The 23,356-nt window shown below is 31.4% G+C and carries 16 protein-coding genes; 11 read left to right on the forward strand and 5 right to left on the reverse strand.

The window, feature by feature from the left end; genetic code table 11:
* Positions 1-125 precede the first annotated feature (125 nt).
* Together porV and porU are read right to left on the reverse strand one after the other, a co-directional pair.
* The gene (gene porV / locus QHG34_RS02075; protein ID WP_282628467.1) at positions 126-1,346 is read right to left on the reverse strand and encodes a type IX secretion system outer membrane channel protein PorV; all 1,221 of its coding nucleotides are present in this window, start codon (positions 1,344-1,346) and stop codon (positions 126-128) included.
* 32 nt (positions 1,347-1,378) lie between these two features.
* Positions 1,379-5,251: a type IX secretion system sortase PorU gene (gene porU, locus QHG34_RS02080; RefSeq protein WP_282628468.1), complete on the reverse strand. Its 3,873-nt coding sequence runs from the start codon at positions 5,249-5,251 to the stop codon at positions 1,379-1,381.
* 158 nt (positions 5,252-5,409) lie between these two features.
* Between porU and gldJ the strand changes: the two genes are divergently transcribed.
* The 4 genes from gldJ (at position 5,410) to QHG34_RS02100 (ending at position 10,100) form a co-directional block, all read left to right on the forward strand.
* Positions 5,410-7,044 carry a gliding motility lipoprotein GldJ gene (gldJ, locus tag QHG34_RS02085; RefSeq protein WP_455424183.1) on the forward strand — a complete coding sequence of 545 codons (1,635 nt, stop codon included), beginning with the start codon at positions 5,410-5,412 and terminating at the stop codon, positions 7,042-7,044.
* Between the two features lie 66 nt (positions 7,045-7,110).
* Positions 7,111-8,394 (forward strand): UDP-N-acetylmuramoyl-tripeptide--D-alanyl-D-alanine ligase, encoded by a 1,284-nt coding sequence (locus QHG34_RS02090; protein WP_282628469.1) that lies wholly within the window; start codon positions 7,111-7,113, stop codon positions 8,392-8,394.
* 13 nt (positions 8,395-8,407) lie between these two features.
* Complete coding sequence (locus tag QHG34_RS02095) at positions 8,408-8,923, forward strand: hypothetical protein (protein WP_282628471.1); 516 nt, start codon at positions 8,408-8,410, stop codon at positions 8,921-8,923.
* Positions 8,924-8,984: 61 nt separating this feature from the next.
* Positions 8,985-10,100, forward strand: coding sequence for an endonuclease (locus tag QHG34_RS02100; protein ID WP_282628473.1), 1,116 nt, complete (start codon positions 8,985-8,987; stop codon positions 10,098-10,100).
* Between the two features lie 368 nt (positions 10,101-10,468).
* On the opposite strand, the gene fsa is transcribed toward QHG34_RS02100, so the two are convergent.
* The gene (fsa, locus tag QHG34_RS02105; RefSeq protein ID WP_282628474.1) at positions 10,469-11,125 is read right to left on the reverse strand and encodes a fructose-6-phosphate aldolase; all 657 of its coding nucleotides are present in this window, start codon (positions 11,123-11,125) and stop codon (positions 10,469-10,471) included.
* A gap of 202 nt (positions 11,126-11,327) precedes the next feature.
* Here fsa and QHG34_RS02110 point away from each other — a divergent pair, with 202 nt between their 5' ends.
* From QHG34_RS02110 to QHG34_RS02140, 7 genes are all read left to right on the forward strand, one after another.
* Positions 11,328-12,092, forward strand: a complete 765-nt coding sequence (locus QHG34_RS02110) for a hypothetical protein (protein WP_282628475.1) — start codon at positions 11,328-11,330, stop codon at positions 12,090-12,092.
* A gap of 6 nt (positions 12,093-12,098) precedes the next feature.
* On the forward strand, positions 12,099-12,863 hold the full coding sequence (locus QHG34_RS02115) for a hypothetical protein (protein ID WP_282628476.1): 765 nt from the start codon (positions 12,099-12,101) through the stop codon (positions 12,861-12,863).
* A gap of 41 nt (positions 12,864-12,904) precedes the next feature.
* On the forward strand, positions 12,905-14,947 hold the full coding sequence (locus QHG34_RS02120) for a S9 family peptidase (protein WP_282628477.1): 2,043 nt from the start codon (positions 12,905-12,907) through the stop codon (positions 14,945-14,947).
* Positions 14,948-15,008: 61 nt separating this feature from the next.
* Entirely contained in the window at positions 15,009-16,010 is a 1,002-nt protein-coding gene (locus QHG34_RS02125; protein ID WP_282628478.1) for a hypothetical protein, read from the forward strand.
* A 69-nt stretch (positions 16,011-16,079) separates the two neighbouring features.
* Positions 16,080-17,942 (forward strand): RecQ family ATP-dependent DNA helicase, encoded by a 1,863-nt coding sequence (locus QHG34_RS02130; protein ID WP_282628479.1) that lies wholly within the window; start codon positions 16,080-16,082, stop codon positions 17,940-17,942.
* Between the two features lie 4 nt (positions 17,943-17,946).
* Positions 17,947-18,888: a methionyl-tRNA formyltransferase gene (gene fmt / locus QHG34_RS02135; protein WP_282628480.1), complete on the forward strand. Its 942-nt coding sequence runs from the start codon at positions 17,947-17,949 to the stop codon at positions 18,886-18,888.
* 132 nt (positions 18,889-19,020) lie between these two features.
* Positions 19,021-19,308, forward strand: a complete 288-nt coding sequence (locus QHG34_RS02140) for an HU family DNA-binding protein (protein WP_019975917.1) — start codon at positions 19,021-19,023, stop codon at positions 19,306-19,308.
* Positions 19,309-19,373: 65 nt separating this feature from the next.
* Here QHG34_RS02140 and katG read toward each other — a convergent pair whose 3' ends face one another.
* Together katG and QHG34_RS02150 are read right to left on the reverse strand one after the other, a co-directional pair.
* Positions 19,374-21,587: a catalase/peroxidase HPI gene (gene katG, locus QHG34_RS02145; RefSeq protein ID WP_282628481.1), complete on the reverse strand. Its 2,214-nt coding sequence runs from the start codon at positions 21,585-21,587 to the stop codon at positions 19,374-19,376.
* Positions 21,588-21,789: 202 nt separating this feature from the next.
* The gene (locus tag QHG34_RS02150) at positions 21,790-23,265 is read right to left on the reverse strand and encodes an MFS transporter (protein ID WP_282628482.1); all 1,476 of its coding nucleotides are present in this window, start codon (positions 23,263-23,265) and stop codon (positions 21,790-21,792) included.
* Between the last annotated feature and the right edge of the window lie 91 nt (positions 23,266-23,356).

Below are 23,356 nucleotides of genomic sequence, written 5' to 3' on the forward strand. Positions count from 1 at the left end.
AGTTGATTTGTTTAATATTTGTTGTAAAAATAGTTTTTATGTTTTGATTAAAACTTGACTTAAGTTAATAAATAAAAAAAGGCTAACCAAAGGTTAACCTAATTTATAACTTTATATTAACGATTTTAATAATCGTAGCTGTTTTGTGTTTCTCCTCCAAAATTCCAAGCGATACCAAAACGTAGCGTATTTTCTAACGCATTATTTGTATCAGACATCGGAATCAGATATGAAGCATTAAATGCAAAAGAATTGTATTTAAGCCCTAATCCTAATGTTAAATGCTGACGATCTCCTTTCATTTTACTTTCGTGGAAATAACCTGTTCGAATGAATAAAGCATCGTTATAAGAATACTCTGCACCAACAGAATACATCATCTCCTTTAACTCTTCGCTTCCACCTCCAGGTGCATCTCCAAAAGAACTAAAAATACTTCCCATAACACCTTTATTAGGAATATCTCTTACAACCGAATACGTTCCGTCATCATTATCTTCAACACGAATATCAGGAGTAGGAACTAATAATTTAGAAAATTCTGTTGTAATACCTACTTTATTATAATCATCAAATTTGAAATCATATCCAACACCCAAACGTAATGTTGTTGGTAAATACGATGCATTATCTTCTGAATTTGAATAATCTAATTTTGGACCAATATTAGAAATCTGGAAACCTCCTCGTAGTTTACCTTCAAATTTATCTGTATCCATCGTTTCCGATTGATAATAACCTCCTAAATCTACTGCAAACGTGTTAGCTGGTTGTACGTTAGCATCGTTAACACCATTAAATAAATCTGAACGAATAAAACGACCAGTAACAGCCATTGAGTAATTATCTGTTAATCGTAAACCGTATGATAAATCAATCGAAAATTCGTTAGGTTTTGCCATACCAGTAGAAACTACTTGATTACCAACAAGCTCATTCAAATCTATTTCTCCCATTTTGAAATAATAAACACTTGCACCTAAAGTACTGCGTTCGTCTTGTCCCAAAAATGTATAATAACTCGCGTTTAACAAGAAAACATCACTAGTTAAAGAGCTCATATAAGGTGTGTAAGTAAATGCTACACCTGAATAATCTTGTGCAAAAGCAAATTTTGCAGCATTCCAATATTGCGAATAATTATCAGTAGAAGTTGCAACCCCTTGATCTCCTAAACCACCAGCACGTGCATCTGGAGATATTCTAAGAAAAGGAGCTCCTGTTAATACTGGATTAGGTTCTTTTAGTAAATCTTGTCTGGCAGCTTCAGCTTCAGCTTTTGTATTATACTGTGCGTAAGTAAATGCTGATGCTAAAATCAATAAGCTAGCGGTAATTTTTTTCATTCGTAATATTGATTATATTTTTATTTTCTTAATTATTGTAAAATGACCAATTTCTCTACAGCAGCAGCCGATCCTTTACAAACAGTATCGTCTACTCCTTTTACATTGACCTTGTAAAGATAAACTCCTTTTCCTATTTTATCACCAAAATCGTCCAAACCATCCCATTCTATTGCATATTTTCCGGTACGATAACCTTCTCGGAAAGGTTCTGCAGAAACAGTTTTTCGAATCGTTTTGACTAATTTTCCTGAAACTGTAAAGATTTGCACCATTACATCTAGCTCAGAATCACAATTATGCTCAAAATGAAAAAAAGTGTTCTTCGTAAATGGATTTGGCCAGTTTAGCAATTTATCAATATGCAATTGCCCTGTTCCGTTTTCCATTACTACAAAGTCTAACGTAGCAGTATTCGAATTATTGTTGATATCCCAAAATTTAAGATTAAGTGTATGTTGACCAAGTTCAAGATTTTTTAATTGATACATGACTTGTCCTTTCTGATAATCTTCAAAATTTTTGTTAATACATGGATTGGCATCTCCTCCATCATAATATTCGTTCAACACATAAGCATCTTGTACCTTACCATCTATTGTCGCAACAATATCATGTCCAATACTTGATCCCGTTGCATTAATCCCTGTATTATCCGTTAAACAGCCAACCAAATAAGGCGAACGATCTGTAATTCCACCATTTGCAAAATGTAAATTATTCATATACAATTTTCCTTGTGGACGTTCGTCATCATTTATTCCGTCAGGATTTATTCCTTCTATTTTCACCGTTTTAACAGAAGAAGCGTCTTTTCCATTTGTCTCGTCGTAAGCATACAACTTAATTTTACGCTCTCCTAACTCATAATTAATATCTTTTGGAACATAAAACTGAATGGTAAATTCTCCATTTACAACTTTTCCGGTTCCTTGATAAATTGTTTTATTCTCTGTTACAAATGTTTTTCCAGCCCAAGCAGATTCAGTTAAAATAGTATTTGATTGTTGTTTTTCATACAAACTAATCGAAATTTTTCCGTTAAACGCATTATCTAACGTAGTTGTATTTAATTGGTTTATATTTCCTTTTATCGTAACAAAATCTAGAGCTTGCATTGTTCCTCCTCCCAAAATATCAACCTCTTTTTTATTTTTGATACTCAGAATATTTATATCTTGTTGTGGACGGTGAGCAGCAAGCATTGGATCACCCAAAATACTTACACTTTTATGATTAGAATGAGTTGGAGAAAATTTTAATTTTGCTTGATTTAATGCATAACCAATTGTTTGATTTTCTAACCCTTCTTTTCTGAAAAATTCTTCAATCAAAAATTTATTCATCTCATCACCATAACCTGTACCAATCGGACGATTAGTTGTAATCATAGACAAAGCGCCGCCGTTTGTATTTTTCAACATTGCTTCACCTGCTGAATTATACTGTGGCAAATCCCAAATTGTAAAATCACAAGTAACCGTAGTTACAATTGGTAAACGCGAATAAGCTGCGTTAAAATTGGATAAATTTGTTAATTCCTCAGCAGTAATAATACGTTCTTGTGCCCAACTACGAGGTCCACCATGACCATAATACATCAAGAAATTTGAGCCTAATTCAATTCCATTCAAGATAGCTTGATTAACCGTAGGATAACGAACTCCTGCAGATGTACTTTCAGGCAAATGAGCTCCTGTATAAATTTTATTTAACGTATAAATCTGATTCTCAGCTTTATTAAACTCTGTATCAAGCGATTGATCAAAATTTGGTGTGTTTACATTGTTATCATTATCTGTAACACCAACTATTTTTGTGCGCCAATCTCCATAAGAACTTCCTTTTCCTTGAACTTTATCGTAATAAGAAATAATTTTATCTACCAAAATTTTTGCTTCAATAGTACTAGAAGCTGGAATTCTACCAATACCTAATTTCAACCAATTTGCATCATATATATAAGTTCCATCTACATTATTCTGTAACATTTTAACTTCATTAGACAACATGGCGAAATAATCATCTGTTGAAACAGCTGTTTCAATATTTAAGGAAGATTCATCTATAAATGTCGGAATGTAATTTGTAAATTCTTTTATCCTATTTTTTGGATCGTAAGTTGTTGCACCAAACAAAACGCCATATTTAAGATTAGAATTTTGACCATCTTTCAGAAACTTGAAAAAATCTCTAATCGCAATCGGATCCTGCGCTCCAGACGAAAAATCATTATAAACCTGCTCAGTCGTAACTACTGCAACGTTTATTTTATCATGTTTTTTTCTGAAATCAGCTAATCGTTGAGCTTCTGATAAATATTTGGGGTGCGTTACAATGACATAATCAATATTAGCCAAAGAACGAATGTCTTGATTCGCCACACGTCCTACAGATTTAACATCTGTAAAAGCATTTTCGTCTTTAAAAGCCACAAATTGATTGTGATAATCTGTATTTGAAGATTGATATTTATATGTGTTATTATCAGCCTTAATATTAAATGTATTGTGAAAATCAGAGACGTTCCAAATATTAACATTTGCAGCATTATTTACAGTAAAACCATAAATTTGACTATCATTAATATTCTCTAAAAATCTAAAGGTAAACTGCTCGTTATTGTATTGTAAATTATCCTTGAATCTTAGTTGCAAATAATTTAAATGACCTAATCCTGATGGATTTGCTCCATTTGACTGAACCGAAACATCAATAGTATTAGAAGTTAGATTTAAATTTACATCATTCTTAGATTCAGAGAAAGCTGAGGTACCTAAAGATCCAGAAAATTGTTGTCCATTTACATTTAACGAGTAAGAATTATTACTCGCATTTTTACCAACAATTGAGTAATTAAGATAAGCTTCTCCTCCACTTACAACAGCATTTGCCTTAAATGATTTCTTAAAACCACCATTCAAGCCAATATTTTCACCAACCCATGTTTGCCCAAGGCTATTTAGATTTATTGAATCCCTTTTATGAAACTGTAGATTATCAAAACTTGTAAATGTCTTCACAGCACTTCCAGTAACTTGACTATCTACAATTCTTTTTCCGTCACCACCATTAAACGTGATAAAATAATAAGCTGAATCGTCATATAAATTGAAACGAAGTTTAGCATTTTTCAGTGTTGTAGAAGTATCTCTAAACCATTGATGTGGACCTTTCGCATAAAATAACACATAATCAGAATTATCAAAAGAATTATCCTCTCCTCCAACAAATTTGATTGGAATTTCTTGCAATGCACCTTGTCTAAATTGCCCAATATTTTCCATCAAACGACCTTCTCCATTTCCATAAATCTTTAAAGATTTTGGATTGAAATTGGTTGGAATACCATTTTTAGTGAAAAAAGATTTATCAAGTTTAAAAACACCATCTTTTGACACTTTTATTTTATACCAATCTCCAGATTTCAAAACACTTGCCGTTGAATTATCTGACGGAATTCGCGCAGAAAAACTATTCTTAGAAGATTTCTGAACAACTGAAAAAGATTCTATCTTTAAAACTTTATTGTTTTGTTTGACAAAAGGTAAAACTTTCAGCACTAATTTTTGTTGACCATTCTTATCAATACTATTAGATGAAGAATAATAGATTTGATCTGGAATTGTAGAAATTTCTATTCCTATCAATTCAGTCGAAACCTCACTATATTGCACATTTGACAACTCAACTTCTTTATTCGAAGAATATAACTCAACCGCAAATTCAGGAAGAAAATAACTCCCAATCGAATAATTTTCTTTATTCGAAAAATACGGAACATTAATAGTTGTACCATTCGTTAAAGAAATTGTTTGATTATTCTCCCAATTTATTTTGTAATTTTGACCAAATAAATGAGGAAATTGAAATAAAGCTGCGGCTAAAATAAAATATTTCTTCATGCAATTTAAACGCTAGTTTGACAAATATATTTTCAATTGCAAAATAAATATTTATTTCTTACGTTAGAGATAAGAAATAAAGCATTTTTTCGTTGTAAGATTAATGTCAAATGCTTTTATTTGCATTAAATTTAATTTTTCGAAACCAGAAATATTCTATGAAAATGAATAAAGGACGTATTTTTTCACTTGCTCTTGCAGCTGTTACCATGAGTGTATTTATGGGTTGCGCAAGTAGTTCGGGAAAGAAAAAAGGTGGTGGAACAAAAAATTTCACAAGCCGTACAGGTTGGAAACCAAACGACAGTAGAGGTTGGTTTTTTTCAGGTAAAAAGAAAGAAAATATTAAAGCATGGCCAGGAATGGTTTTCATCGAAGGTGGATCTTTTACAATGGGTATCACTAAAGATGATGTATTGCATGACTGGAATAACTCTCCTGTTCGTATGCAAGTTAAATCTTTCTTTATTGGTGAAACTGAGGTTACAAACTACGAATATAAAGAGTATTTAACTTGGTTAAAAGTAGTTTTCCCTCCAGAAGATACTCAATATAGAGATATTTACAATGGAGCTTTACCAGATGAAACTGTATTTAATAACCAATTATCTCGTGATGATTTCTCAACAGAGAATTATTTATTTTCACCAGAATTTAGTTATTATCCTGTAGTTGGTATTTCTTGGCTACAAGCCGTTAATTACTGTGATTGGTTAACAGATCGCGCAAACGAGAAAGCGTTAATTGATAAAGGAATTCTTGCAAAAGATTATTACTCTAACGATCAATATAATTACGGTAACAAAACATTTAGCGCAGAACAATATAAGTTAGGTGATACAAATGTTAATGAAGCGATAGATTCGACAAAAATTATGAAAGCGAATCAAATCAAATCTCAAAATCAACGTATTTTAAAAGCGAATCGCGCAACTGGTTCTTTAGAAGTTCAGCCTTTCCGTTTACCAACAGAAGCTGAATGGGAATATGCTGCATTAGCATTACCTGGTAATCGTGAGTACAATGAATACAAGGGGAAAGATGTTGCTCAAAATAATTTAAGAACAGAAAAAGGAGCTCAAAGAGGTCAATATCTAGATAATTTCAAACAAGGTCGTGGTGATTATTCTGGTATTGGAGGATTTGGAAATGATGGTTCTGCAATTACAAGTGATGTTCGTAAATACCCATCAAACGATTTTGGTTTGTATGGTATGTTAGGGAACGTTGCTGAGTGGGTTTCTGATGTTTATCGTCCTATTATTGATGAAGAAGCAAACGACTTCAACTATTATCGTGGTAATGTTTACAAAACAAATATTGATAACGGACAAGGTAAATATGAGAAATACGACGAAACAAATGTTGAGTATGATACTTTAGATAATGGTAAATTAGTTTACAAAGGTTTACCTGGAGCATACAAAAAACAAACACAATACGATTTAACGAATTATCGTGATGGTGATCCTTTATCTTCTTTAAATCCTAGATTAGAGGATAGTTTATCTACTGCAAAAGCAACAGAAGAAATGTATAATGCACCTCAACGTAAATTTAGAGTAGACGAAAAAGGACGTGTAATTTTAGAAAAAGATAACACAAAGCGTACTTCTGACATCTCTGATGAAACTCGCGTTGTAAAAGGTGGTTCTTGGAAAGATCCTATTTATTGGATGGATGCTGGACAAAGACGCTACTTACACCAAGCGCAAGCAACTAACTGGATTGGTTTCCGTGTTGCACAAGAATACTCAGGAAGTTTTGAGTCAAAACGTAAACGTAGAGGATAAAAATCCTTTCAAAATAATTTTAGAATCTCGGTGATTAATTTCATCGAGATTTTTTATTTTTACACTATGAAAACAGCAGAAATATTCGATCAATTCTTAAAATCGAAAATCGTAACAACTGATACTCGTAACATCACAAATAATTGTATCTTTTTTGCATTAAAAGGAGCTAATTTTAATGGTAATACTTTTGCACAAGAAGCAATTAACCAAGGTGCTGTAATGGCTATTGTAGACGAAAAAGAGTTTGAAAATAATGAGCAAAATATCTTTTTTGTAGAAAATGCTTTAGAATCTTTACAAGATTTAGCTCGTACATACCGCAATTATCTTAAAATACCATTTATCGGATTAACAGGATCAAACGGTAAAACGACTACGAAAGAATTAATCTCAGCTGTTTTAAAAGAAAAATTCAAAACACATTTTACCTTCGGAAATTTAAATAACCACATTGGAGTTCCATTAACAATTCTTTCTATTCCTGAAGATACGGAAATAGCAGTAATTGAAATGGGGGCCAATCATCAAAAAGAAATTGAGTTGTTAACTTCTATTTCTCAACCTGATTTTGGTTATATCACGAATTTTGGAAAAGCTCATTTAGAAGGTTTTGGTGGAATTGAAGGTGTAATTAAAGGTAAATCTGAATTGTATGATTATTTAAGAACAAATCATCGTACAGCTTTTGTTAATTTTAATGATGCAATACAAGTAGAAAAAACTGCTGATATCAAACGTATTTCATTTTCGGACCAACACAATGCTGATTATCAAATTGAATTAATCGAAGATTCAAATAATGAATATTTAGCTGTAAATTTTCAAGATTTGACAATTCAATCTCATTTAACAGGAAACTATAATTTCAGTAATATTTCGTGTGCAATTGCAATTGGATCGCATTTCGGAATTGAGGCAGAGTCAGTAAAAAATGGAATAGAAAACTACTTTCCCTCAAATAATCGCTCTCAAATCATCAACAAAGAAAACTACAAAATTGTGATGGATGCGTACAATGCAAATCCAAGTAGTATGGAAGCTTCTTTAAATAATTTTGCCAAATTTGAAGGTACAAAAACAATTATTATTGGAGATATGTTTGAACTTGGAGAAGAATCTAAAGCTGAGCATCAACGTATTTTAGAGATTGCTGAAAAATTAAACTTTGATCAAATATTTATACTTGGACATCATTTTATTGAGACCAGTACAATAAATCCGAAAGTTATCAAGTTTAGTGATCGCTCTATTTTCGAAGAATATCTAAAAAATAATCCAATACAATCAAAAAACATTCTAGTTAAAGGATCTCATGGCATGAGACTTGATTTATTAGAGTTTAATTAATTACACTAATTTCATGTTGAAAATTAAGTTGTTCTCCTTTCTACTTTTTGCGTTCACTTTTTTACAAGCTCAAAGCCTGATTGAATGGAAAAAAGAAACAAGGTTAGGTTATCAGAATTTTAAAAAAACTCCAACTCAAAAGACAAAACCACAAGGTTTTTTGGATTCAAAATTAGGTTGGCAAATTGCCGAAACTGACGGAGAAGTTCCTCAGCTTAGGGTTTTTAATCGATTTGATGAAACTAATTCATGGGTATCGATGAAACACGAAGGTATTTTGAAAGAAATGCAACTTCAGTTTGATATATCAGAGCTTTATGCTCGCAAAATAAGAAAAGATTTTAGCGATTTGCAATCTAAAAAAGTGATGGATAAAGAAAGTTACAAAACTAAATTTGCGAACGGAACGCGTAATTTTCAGAAAAGATTGCGTTCTCTTTCTGGTGTAACTCTTAACCAACCCGATTTATATAAATTGATTAACAAACAAATACAAGATTCTTTAACTATATACAGTAAATATCAATAGTTAAAATTTAACCTTAAGTAAAGATTAATCATTTTATCTTCGGAGACAAATTTCTCATTGAATGAAAAAAATAATTTTACATCTTAGTTTATCATTGTTTGGAAGTATACTTTTTGCACAAGCACCATCAAACTATTATGATAACGCTACTGGAACAGGTTATACGTTAAAAACCCAACTAAAAGATATTATATATACTCACACCGATTTAGGATACACTCCTGGTTTATGGAATTTATATAGTTCTAATGATCAAAATAACGGATTTCTAGATAAATATTACGAAAAGGATAATACCATTTTAGATATTTACTCAGAAAATCCAACTGGTAACGATCCTTATAATTTTACAAAAACAACTAGCCAATGTGGTTCTACTGGACAAAATGTAGAAAGTGATTGTTATAATCGCGAACATCTAATTCCGCAAAGTATTTTCAGTGAAAATAAGCCTATGGTTTCTGATGCTTTTCATATTTGGCCAACGGATAAAAAAGTAAATGCAGATCGTGCTAATTATCCTTTTGGAGTTGTTGGAACAGCAACTGTAACATCAAAAAATGGTTCAAAATTAGGCTCAAATTTAAATTCTGGTTATTCAGCAGGATTCTCAGGAACAGTTTTCGAACCAATTGATGAGTTTAAAGGTGATATTGCCCGTGCGTACTTTTACTTTGTAACTGCTTATCAAGAATCGGGAATTCAGAATTGGAAATCATATCCAATGTTTGACGGGACAAAAGATAAAGTTTTTACAGATACTTTTCTTAAAATCTTAATGACATGGCACCTAAATGATCCTGTTTCTGATAGAGAAAAAGATATAAATAATCATATTTACAAATACCAAGGAAACCGTAACCCATTTATTGACCATCCTGAATATGCCGAAAAAATATGGGGAACTAATCTAGGGACAAGTGATTTTGAGTATCAAAAACGTGATGATATAAAATTGTATAATAAATCTTCGAGAAGTGTAATTCTACAACAGATTAATAAAGATAAAGCGATTAAAAAAGTGACAGTTTTCAATTTCAATGGTCAGTTGATAAATGAAATTACAAATAACAATAATCGAAATGAAATTGAAGTGAATTTCAAAAATCCCGGTATTTATATTCTTAAGATTTCAGGAAAAGGAATGGAGATTAATAAACGAGTTGTAATTAAATAAACTCTTTTATATAAATTTAAAAAACCTTCGCTTATTAAGTGAAGGTTTTTTATTTGAATTGGAGTCGATCAATCATGATTAATATTTTTTTTATAAAAAGTAAAACCATACAAGAAAGCTGGAATACCAACTATTACTGCCAACAGAATAAACATTTTTAACATAAAATCAATTTTAAATTAAATAACTAATACATCTTCAATATACAACGAATTTTATTAAAATATTCATTAATAATTCATGATTTTATTGAATCACCTCCATATTTATCAAGTTCATAATTTTGAATATTCAAAATCTGTAAGTTGATAATAAAAAAGCCATGTAATTATCAACTACATGGCTTATATAAATATATTTAAGACATCTTATTGATTTCCTTTCGCATAATCAGCTAAAAACTGCGCTAATCCAGAATCTGTTAAAGGGTGTTTTAACAAGCCTAAGATTGATGATAACGGACCTGTCATTACATCAGCACCAATTTTTGCACAATTTACAATATGCATTGTGTTACGTACTGAAGCAGCTAAAATTTGAGTTTCGTATAAATAGTTGTCATAAACTAAACGAATTTCTTCGATTAAATTTAAACCATCTGTCGAAATATCATCTAAGCGTCCAATGAACGGAGAAACATAAGTTGCACCTGCTTTTGCAGCTAATAAAGCTTGTCCTACAGAGAAAACTAACGTTACATTTGTTCTGATTCCTTTATTTGAAAAGTATTTACACGCTTTTACACCATCTTTTGTCATAGGAATTTTAACTACGATTTGAGGATTTAAAGCAGCTAATGCTTCACCTTCTTTTACCATTCCTTCAAAATCAGTAGAAATTACTTCTGCAGAAACATCACCATCTACCAATTCACAAATTGCTTTATAGTGATTAAGAATGTTCTCTTGCCCAGTAATACCTTCTTTTGCCATTAAAGATGGATTAGTTGTAACACCATCTAAAACTCCTAAGTCTTGTGCTTCTTTAATGTCAGCTAAATTCGCTGTATCGATAAAAAATTTCATTGTTTTGTTTGTTGAATTGTTCTGCAAAAATAAGCTTAATGTTTGGATATATCGTTTTTATTTAGGACAAATTATCATTAATTCTATAACAATTTATACTTCATCTATGTAACAAAACAATGCGAAATGATTTGAAATTATTATATGCTAACAACTCACTAAAAATGATATTTTTCGATATATTTGAAATAAAATAGAAAATATGAAAAATATATTGGCTACGCTTTTATTGTGCTCGCTATCATCTATAAATGCTCAAACTGTAAGTGATTATAAATATGTAGTTGTACCACAAAGTTTCAATGATTTTGAAAACAATCAATATGGTTTAAATAATCGTTTGAGATTTAATTTAGAACAAAAAAATTATGTTGTTTTGTCTGATGATCAAACGACTTGGCCTGCAGAAGTAAAAACAAATCCTTGTTTAGCATCTACAGCAAATGTTGTGAAACTAAAAAGTATGCTAAAAAATAAATTAGAAGTACAATTCACAAACTGTTACAAAGCTAATGTTGGTGCTTTTGAAGGAACATCACAAATCAAGGAATTTGACAAAGGATACCAAGAAGCCATTAAATTTGCTTTAGCTAAATTAACTTTGCAAAAAGCTAAAGAAGTAGCTTCTCCTGCTGTTGAGCCTAAAAAAGAGCTGACTCCTACTCCTACTCCTACTTATATCCCTGAACCTAAAGGTACAGCTGTAACTGCAACAAATTTATTAACAGACGGAATAAATACTTATCAAAAAATAGAATTACAAAATGGTGGATTTATGCTAATGTCTGAAAATGGAAATCAGGTTATTGCTAAGTTTGAACCTACATTAAAATCTGGTATTTATAGAGTTATTGTTACCAAAGGAAATGCAAATTATTTTTCAGTAGGTTATCTAAGTGGTAATACTATTTCGTATGAAATTTCTGAAAATAATTCATGGAGTGAAGTTAAACTAACTGCTAAATAAGCTTTTATGAAAAAAATATTATCAGGTTTGTTTTTAGTTGCGCTTACTTATACTCAAGCCCAAAGTGTTACGGATTATAAATATGTAATTGTTCCACAAAAATTTATAGATTTTGCTAAAGAAGATTATCAATTAAATACAGGACTGAAAACAGCTTTAAGAAAAAAAGATTATGAGATAGTGAATGAAAACTCTATTCCTCTAGATGTTCAAATCAATCCTTGTATAGCAACAACTGCAAATATTGAAAATAGTAGTACTAATTTTAAAAATAAAATTAGTGTAAGTTTTGCTGACTGTAAAAACAAAATTATTGAAACTTACGAAGGCTCTTCTAAAGAAAAAGATTTTGCAAAAGGTTATCAAGAAGCTTTAACGATTGCAATGAATCAACTTGGAAAACAAAACGCAAAAAATTTACCTATAACTAAAATTGAATCTCCTACAACTTCAGTTGTAAAAGAAACAACGAATAAAGTTGATGTTAAAGAATCTAATAAAACTGCAGTAGAAAATATTAATATTTACAAATCAAACGGTAAAAATTTCACAACTGCAACTACAAACAAAAATGAATTTGTCTTAATTGATCAAGCTAATTCAAAAGTAATTGCTCAATTTTATCCTGCTTCTCAACAAAATGTTTACCATGTTACAGTAATTTCTTCTATGGGAAATTACGAAACAATTGGTTATGTTAAAGACAATCAAATAATCATCGAAAATAAAACCGGAGACAAAACTTGGTCTACAACAATTTATTCAAAATAAACTGTAGTCTTAAATTTTTACTCTTATAAAATTAAACAATAATGCAAGCTCCAATTGCGAAGAAAATAGAAGAAAAGTTAGAGAAACACGGTGATGTTCGTATCGATAACTATTATTGGTTAAATGATCGCGAAAATCCTGAAGTTATTGAGTATTTAAATCAAGAAAACGAATACACAAAAACTGTTTTACAACCAACTGAAGAATTTCAAGCGAAACTATTTGAAGAAATGAAATCGCGTATCAAAGAAGATGATTCTTCTGTTCCATACAAAATGAATGGTTATTGGTATTTGACCGAATTTCAGAAAGGAAAAGAGTATCCAATTCACAAACGTAGAAAAGATAGTTTAGAGAATCCTGATGAAATTCTTTTCGATGTTAATCCAATGGCAGAAGGTCATGCGTATTACAAATTAGGCGGACTTTCAATTTCTCCAAATAACGAAATGTGTACGTTTGGAGTAGACAATGTTTCGCGTCGAATTTACACAATTCAAGTAAAAGATTTAAGAACAGGCGAAATTTTACCAGATAAAATTGAGAATACAACAGGAGGTTCTGTTTGGGCTGCAGATAATAAAACGTTGTTTTATACACGAAAAGATGAAGCTTTACGAGCTTACCAAATTTGGAAGCATAAGTTAGGAACATCTTCTGAAAAGGATACTTTAGTCTTTGAAGAAACAGATGATACATTTTCTGTTTATGTATACAAATCTAAATCAAGAGATTACATCATTATCGGAACTTCAAGTACAGTTTCAGATGAGTATAGATATATCAATGCTAATCAACCAGATGCAGATTTTAAAATCTTTCAAGAAAGAGAACGCGATTTAGAATATTCAATAGAACATTTTGGAAATGAATTTTATATTCAAACCAATAAAGATGATGCCTTTAACTTCAAATTAATGAAAACTCCGATCGATAAAACGGAGCAAGAAAATTGGATTGAAGTGATTCCACATCGTGAAGAAACCTTCATTGAAGGTTTCGAAATCTTCAAAAACTATTTAGTCATTGAAGAACGTACAAATGGTTTAATCCAAATGAATATCAAGGCTTGGGATAAATCTGAAGATTATTATTTACCATTTAACGAAGAAACGTATACAGCTGGATCTAGTACAAATCCTGATTTTGATACAGATATTTTACGTTACGGATATACCTCTTTAACAACTCCTACTTCTGTCATCGATTTTAATATGAAAGACAAAACTTCGGAAGTAAAAAAAGAACAAGAAGTTTTGGGTAGCTTTGATAAAGACAATTATGTATCTGAACGTATTTGGGCTGAAGCTCGTGATGGTGAAAAAGTAGCGATTTCTTTGGTTCATCACAAAGACACAAAACTTTCTGCGGATACACCATTGTTATTATACGCTTACGGATCCTACGGATATACAATCGAACCTAATTTTAGTTCAGTGCGATTAAGTTTATTAGATCGCGGATTTATTTATGCAATTGCTCACATTCGTGGAGGTCAATATCTAGGTCGCGAATGGTATGAAGATGGAAAAATGTTAGAAAAGAAAAATACATTCTTTGATTACATCGATTGTGCAAAATATTTGATCGAGAAAGGCTACACTTCTACTCCACACTTATACGGTATGGGAGGTTCTGCTGGTGGATTATTAATGGGAGCTGTAATAAATTATGAACCAACTTTATTCAACGGAATCGTAGCCCAAGTTCCTTTTGTAGATGTTGTAACAACTATGTTAGATGATACAATTCCTCTGACAACAGGAGAATATGACGAATGGGGAAATCCTAACGACGAAGAATATTACAACTATATGAAAGAATATTCGCCATACGATAATGTGGAAACAAAGGCATATCCAAACTTGTATGTTTCGACAGGATTACACGATTCGCAAGTACAATATTGGGAACCTGCTAAATGGGTTGCGAAATTGCGCGAATTAAAAACGGACAACAATGTTTTACTTTTAGACACCAATATGGATACTGGTCATGGCGGTGCTTCTGGTCGATTTGAATCTTTGAAAGAAGATGCTAAAGAAGACGCTTTCTTATTTATGCTAGAAGGAATAACAAAATAAAATTCAAACCAAAAAGTCGGCAATATTGCTGGCTTTTTGTACTTTTAGCCAAACCTACTTTATGACTTTTATTTTCTTGATCTTTGGATTAGTAATTGCCGGATTTCAAACATTTATCTTTAAAGAAATTTGGCACGTAAATCTACGCCCAAAATGGATTATATTTCTTATTACACCAACTTTATTAGTAGGCGCTGATTATTTTTTTGATGATCAAATAACTGCTTTTTTATTTTTTGGTTCTATTAGTTCAATATTCCTAATTGCCGTATCTGGTATAATTTTTCATAATTCTACCAATTTTGATGAAGAATCGCACAGTTTCAGAAATCAGAAAAGTTATAATGAAGTTGTAAAAGATTACAAACAACCTTTTTATCTTAATCCAGCTTGGGGAATTATTTACCAGATATATGTAGTCGTAATGATTATTGTATACATATTTGTCCCAAGTCATATTTATAATTCGGAACTAAATTTTAATTTAATTGAGCAAGATTTGGTTTTACAACTACTATCTTTATTCGTTTTTACAGGTTTTTCTATTATAGTTTTGTTATACAACTATTTAGATAAAAACAAAAACTATATTCCTTCAATATTTACAGGAAAAAAATTAGTAGCAACACCAAAAGAAAGCAAAATCAACAAGGTAATTACAATATCTATTACGCTAATTTCTTTCATCTTTTTTTGTAAATTATGTTACGATAGTGGAGCGTATTCTATGCTAAAATCAATTTTTCAGTCTTACAATACTTCTTCAATTCTTTCGATAGACACAGCAATTATTGCATTTATAGGATTTAATCTTATTATCCTTATTATCAGTCCTTCAAAAGTTGCAAAACGAAATATGGTTAGAGTTATGACCCTTATTCAATCCGCTTTTTTCAGTATATTTTTATCAGCCGCAATTTCAGTACCATTAATGATTTTACAAGATAAATTGTCGTACTTCAATATGAACTCGGAGATCCTTTTATTTTTAGGTTTTAATTTTGTCTTATTAGTAAACGAAGTTTCACTTTTTGTAAAATACAGAAAAGGTATAATCGATTAATAATTTATTCAATCTAAATCGTGATTTATGTTGTAGATTTTACCTAAATTTACAACAAAGCTTTGTAATTTGACACCAAAAGAAATTCTTTTTAAGTATTGGAATTATCCTTCATTCAAAACGCCACAAGAAGAAATCATCTCAAGTGTTTTAGAAGGGAAAGATACTTTGGCAATTTTGCCTACCGGTGGCGGAAAATCTATCTGTTATCAAGTTCCAGCTATTATTTTTGATGGATTAACATTGGTCATTTCTCCGCTTATTGCGCTGATGAAAGACCAAGTTCAGAATCTTCAATCCAAAGGAATTTCGACTGCATATATTACCAATGAAATTGATCAAAATACAATTGGTAAAATATTGGATGATTGTCAAAACAACAAAATCAAATTATTATATGTTTCGCCAGAACGTTTGCAAAGTAGAATTTTTGTCGAACGATTAAAACAAATCAATATTAGTTTGCTAGCAGTAGATGAAGCACATTGCGTTTCCGAATGGGGGCACGATTTCAGACCTGCTTATCACAAAATATCTAAGTTAAGAACTATTTTTCCTGATATTCCCCTACTCGCTTTAACAGCAACAGCGACAGAGAAAATTCAGCAAGAAATTGTCGAAAAATTAGAGTTTAAAAATCCTGAAATTTATAAATCTTCTTTAAAAAGGGAGAATCTATCATACAATGTCTTTTTATCATCTGATAAAAAAGGTGACTTAGTTTATTATCTAAAAAAATATCCAGGATCGAGTATTATTTTTGTTCGAAATAGAAAACTAACGTATGAAATTGCTAATTTTCTGGTACAAAATGGCTTTGATGCAGATTTTTTTCATGCTAAATTAACGAAAGAAGAAAAAGAACAGAAGCAACGTGAATGGACCTTGAGTAATTCGCGAATTATGGTTTCGACAAATGCGTTTGGTATGGGAATAGATAAACCCAATGTACGAACGGTTTTCCATATCGATTTACCACAAGGTATAGAAGCATATTATCAAGAAGTTGGACGAGCTGGTCGTGATAATGAAAATTCATATGGAATTTATTTATATAATCCTGATGATCGCATACAGTCAGAGAATATCTTTAAAGCAAATTTACCTTCTCAACAAGATTTTATTAAAATATCGAATTGTTTGTTCAGTCAGTTACAGCTAGCTGAAGGCGAATTAACTGAAATGAATTATCAGTTAGATTTACCAAAATTTGCCGATCAATTTGACTTGAATTTAAAAATGGTTGTTCAATTTTTAGAGTTTCTCAATACAAAAGAAATCATACAACAAAAAAATTATACGCAAAATAGTACAATTCAAATTTTAGCTTCTCCACATTCAATCAACATGAATGAAAATCGAATTTTTGATTATTTACAACGACATTATCCTGGTATTTTTACCTATAATCGTGAAATTTCAGAAAGTAGAATGGCATTCGATCTACACATGAGTATTGGCGATATAAGAAATGCGTTACATGATTATTTCAAAAATGGAACAATTGATTATTCGGACAGATTTTTAGCACGATTTAGGTTTCTTGTTCCGCGTGATTCAAATGCCTTTAAGAATAAATTATGGAAAGATTTTGAAGCAATTCAAATCAATAATTGGAAACGTTTGCAAGCAATGGCGTACTATGCAGAACAAAATACCATTTGTAGAGAACGCTTGTTGTATGGTTATTTTAATCAAAAATCTGACGATAATTGCGGTAAATGTGATGTTTGTCTTACTAAGAAAAAAGAGGTTAAAATTGATTCTTCTGAAATTTTAGCATTTTTGAAAGAAGGAGAGAAAACACAAACCGAAATCCTTTCAAAATTCATAAATTCGCCAAAAGAAAAAGTCATCAGCGAATTACAATATTTGATTGATGAAATGCAAGTTCAACCGATTGGTTTGGATGCTTATAAATTAATACAATAAAAAAATGCGAGTAGTCTTTATGGGAACGCCCGAGTTTGCGGCGACTTCTCTTCATGAAATCAATACAAATAGTCATCACGAAATTGTTGGAGTTGTAACTGTACCTGACAAACCTTCTGGTAGAGGACAAAAAATGAATATTTCGGATGTAAAAAAATATGCAGTTGAACATAATTTACCTTTAGCTCAACCAGAAAAATTACGCGACGAAGATTTTATCGAAACATTGAAAAGCTGGAATGCAGATGTTTTTGTAGTTGTTGCTTTTCGTATGTTGCCACAAGTTGTTTGGTCAATTCCATCAAAAGGAACTTTTAATCTTCATGGTTCTCTACTTCCACAATATCGTGGTGCAGCGCCAATTAACTGGGCTGTGATGAATGGAGATCAAGAAACTGGAGTAACGACTTTTTTGATTGATGAAAAAATTGACACTGGGAATATCTTAATCTCGGACAAAGTTACGATTGGAGAGAATGACAATGTTGGAAAAATTCATGATGAATTGATGCATATTGGTGCAAAATTAGTGGTGAAGACATTGGATGGATTAGAAAATGATTCATTAAAACCTCATCCACAAGATGAAACGAATGAATTGAAACATGCTCCAAAAATTTTCAAAGACGATTGTAGAATAGATTGGAACGATTCAATTCAAAATATACATAACAAAATTCGTGGGCTTTCTCCTTATCCGTGTGCATGGACAACCTATGGAAATGGAGAAAACTATAAGTCTTTAAAAATCTATAGTGGATTAAAAACTGATCTTAGTTTTGAAGCAAATGATTATCAATTGATTTTACAAAAAAATAACCTTTATGTAAAAACGCCAATTGGTTTCTATGAAATTGTAGAATTACAGCCAGAAGGAAAGCGCCGTATGACTGCAAAAGACTTTATTAATGGTCATCAAAATGAAGGTGACATTTTTATTAAATAGTTTGATATTTACTGATAATTGACACAAATTTCTTAAAATTTTGAAATTTTATTGAAATTTTCTATGTTGAAACTTGCACAAATAAAGGGAAAGAGTATATTTGTGTATAAATTAATTTAAAAAGTTACAACTATGAACAAATCAGAACTTATTGATGCAATTGCAGCGGACGCTGGAATTTCTAAAGAAGCTGCTAAAAAAGCCTTAAACTCATTTACAGAAAATGTAACTAAAGCTTTAGCAAAAGGAGACAAAGTTGCTTTAGTAGGATTCGGTACTTTCTCTACATCTGAGAGAGCTGCAAGAACAGGTATCAACCCTCAAACTAAAAAAGAAATCAAAATCGCTGCTAAAACAGTAGCTAAATTTAAAGCTGGATCTGAGTTATCAGGAGCAGTTGATACTAAAAAGAAAAAATAATATTTTCTGATAGAAATAAAAACCCTCCAAATGGAGGGTTTTTTTATTGATATAATTAACTTAATTTATTTTAAATCAAAACGATCTGCGTTCATTACTTTGTTCCAAGCATTTACAAAATCATTTACAAATTTTTCATTCGCATCTGTACTAGCATAAACCTCTGCAATAGAACGTAATTCTGAGTTTGAACCGAAAACTAAATCTGCTCGGGAACCTGTGTATTTTGGTTGTCCTGTTTTACGATCAGATCCTAAATAAAGTTCTTTTCGTTCATCCATCGCTTTCCATTGAGTACTCATATCTAGTAAATTAACAAAGAAATCATTTGTTAATTGTCCAACATTATCTGTAAATACACCATTTTTAGAACCATCATAGTTTGTTCCTAAAACACGCATTCCTCCAATTAAAACTGTCATTTCTGGAGCAGTTAATCCTAATAATTGAGCTTTATCCAGTAACAATTCTTCTGTAGAAACTGCTGGATTTTGAGATTTACGATAATTTCGGAAACCATCAGCTTTTGTTTCTAAGTAAGCTACAGACTCTACATCTGTTTGCTCTTGTGTAGCATCCATACGACCAGCTGTAAATGGAACTGTTACATTTTGTCCTGCATCTTTTGCTGCCTTTTCAATCGCAGCAGCTCCTCCTAAGACAATTAAATCTGCTAACGAAATATATTTACCATTAACATTAAACTTATTCTGAAGTCCTTCTAAAGCTTCTAAAACTTTATTTAACTGTGTTGGATTATTAACTTCCCAATTTTTTTGAGGCTCTAAACGTACTCTCGCTCCATTTGCTCCACCGCGTTTATCAGAGCTACGGAAAGTAGAAGCTGAAGCCCAAGCTGTTGAGACTAATTCTGAAACTGATAATCCTAAATCTAAAATAGCTGATTTTAATGTAGTTATATCTGATTCATTTATTAATTGATGATTATTTTCTGGAATTGGATCTTGCCATAAAAATACTTCTTGCGGAACTTCTGAACCTAAATAACGATCACGAGGTCCCATATCGCGATGTGTCAATTTAAACCACGCTTTTGCAAAAGCATCTGCAAATTCGTCTGGGTTTTCGTAAAAATGTCTTGAAATTTTTTCGTATGCTGGATCAAAAATTAATGATAAATCTGTCGTTAACATTCTTGGTTTTTGTTTTTTCGACATATCATCAGCTAATGGCACATTATCTTCAGCATCAATTGCTTCCCATTGTTGAGCACCAGCAGGGCTTTTAGTTAATTGCCATTTATATTTAAACAAATTGTCAAAGAAAAGATTTGTCCATTCAGTTGGTTTTTGAGTCCAAGTGACTTCTAAACCAGAAGTAATTGCATCACCACCTTTCCCAGATTTGTAGGCACTTTTCCATCCTAAACCTTGCTCTTCTAAACCAGCTGCTTCAGGTTCTTTTCCTAATAATGTTGCATCTCCAGCTCCGTGTGTTTTTCCGAAAGTATGACCACCAGCAATTAAAGCAACAGTCTCGTAATCATCCATTGCCATACGCTTGAACGTTTCGCGAATATCATGCGCAGCCAAAACTGGATCTGGATTAGCATCTGGTCCTTCTGGATTAACATAAATTAATCCCATCTGAACCGCAGCCAAAGGATTTTCTAAATCTCTTTCACCAGAATAACGACTATTTGGTGATTTACTATCAGCAAGCCATGTTTTTTCAGCTCCCCAATATACATCCATATCTGGTTCCCAAACATCAGCTCTACCTCCTGCAAAACCAAGCGTTTTGAAACCCATAGATTCTAACGCCACATTACCAGTTAAAATAATTAAATCTGCCCAAGAAATCTTTCTACCATATTTTTGTTTAATCGGCCAAATTAATCGTCTAGCTTTATCTAAAGAAACATTATCAGGCCAAGAATTAAGTGGTGCAAAACGTTGTTGACCTTGACCAGCACCTCCTCTACCATCTCGCACACGGTATGTACCTGCGCTGTGCCAAGCCATACGAATAAAAAATGGTCCGTAATGACCAAAATCTGCTGGCCACCAATCTTGAGAATCTGTCATTAAAGCTTTTAAATCATTTTTTACTGTCTGTAAGTCTAGTGATTTAAACTCTTTTGCATAATCAAAATCTTTATCCATAGGATCTGATAATGATGAATGTTGACGTAGCATAGAAACTTTTAAATGATTTGGCCACCAATCTTGATTATTTGTCCCCATTCCTGCTACTGGTTGATTCATTGTACCATTGTGAAAAGGACATTTGCTGATGTCTCCTGTCATATCTTCCATAACAATTATATATTTAGTTAAACTTCTTTTTGTAAATATCATAAATATAGTGAATCGTCTTATCAATTAAAAATCAAATTGTTTTATTAGATTATCAATTATTATTATATCATTTATAAGTTAAATAGTTATTGACTATAATTAATCAAAAAAGACCATTACTGCTTAGTAATGGTCTTTTATATTTATAAAAATAAGAAGTTTAATGACCTCCTCCTGATTTTACTTCATCAAGACTAATTCCTTGTTGTTTTAATATTTTTGGTGTTGCAATTGCATAGAATACTAAATAAGCAAAACATAAAATACAAATAATATAGCTAAAATGAACAGTTGTTAAATCTGCAATATATCCTTGTAAGATACTTACTAAACCTCCTCCCATAATCATCATAATTAAGAAATTACTTCCTTGAGAAGTGTTTTTTCCTAATCCATTAATAGCTAAAGCGAAGATACATGGCCATAATGTACTACAGAATAATCCTACACTTGTGATTGAATAGATAGAAACTAATCCTGTTGTATTCATTCCAATAATTAAAGCAATAATACCAATGATAGAGAAAGTTAATAACATTTTTGCAGGATTTCCTTGCGTTAAAATAGAAGCAATAATCATTACAAAAATAATTACACCGTATAAATAAAATGGTTTCAAATCGTGTCCAGCAATGTAATTTACAAGTAAAAATATTCCAAAAGCTAAATAAGGTGCAACAAATTTCAGAATCATTGTTTTAGACTTATCTAAACCAAATGCTTCTGCAGCACCACCCCAACGACCAATCATCATACTTGCCCAATACAATGACACATAAGGTGTAACACCCTGAATATCAAAACCTAATTCATTATGCATATATGCAGGCAAGTTACTTACAGTAGATACCTCTACACCAACATATAAAAAGATCGCAATCATTCCTAATAATAATTGAGGATATTTTAATGCAGAAGATCTGTCTTGTTTTTTTATAGCCTCTGGCTTCTTCTCGTTATCTAAACCAAAATATGTTTCTTCTTCAGCTACTTCTTGTTCTGGATGACTTGGTAATGAAGAAAATTTAAGAAATATTGCAGCAGCTAAAAATGCTAAACCTAAACATAAATAAGGCGTTTTTACAGCTTCTATACTTAAACTTGTTTCACCTTCTCCTCCTGCACCAAAAATTGCATAAGCAACAATTAAAGGTCCAATTGTAGTACCTAAATTATTAATACCACCAGCTAACGTTAAGCGTTGCGATCCTGTACTTGCATCTCCTAACGCAATAGCAAGTGGATTAGCTACAGTTTGTTGTAAAGAGAAACCTAAACCTACTGTAAATAGACCTGTCAACATCAAAGGAAAGGATCCTGTATTAGCAGCTGGAATAAAGAATAATGTACCAATTGCTGATAAAAGAAGACCAAATGATAACGAATTTTTATATCCAAATTTGTTAATTAAATCTTGTTTTGCTAATAAGGAAGCTCCCATGTAAATTAAAGCTCCAACTGTATATGCAATATAATAAGCTACAGCGACTAATTGACTTTCTGCCTGAGATAAATCAAATGATTTTTTAAATACAGGAATTAAAATTTCATTACTTGCTGCAACGAATCCCCAAAAGAAGAATACAGTAACCAAGGGAATAAATTGCCCCCAGTTCGTTTTTTGTGATTGACTCATGTGTTTTGTTATAATTTTTTAATAATGGTTTGCTGATCGTAAAAATCAGCTTATAAATATAAATTAATTCTGCAGTAAATAACAAATACTT

The sequence above is a fragment of the Empedobacter sedimenti genome (genome assembly GCF_030005555.1).
GTDB classification, from domain to species: Bacteria; Bacteroidota; Bacteroidia; order Flavobacteriales; family Weeksellaceae; genus Empedobacter; species Empedobacter sedimenti.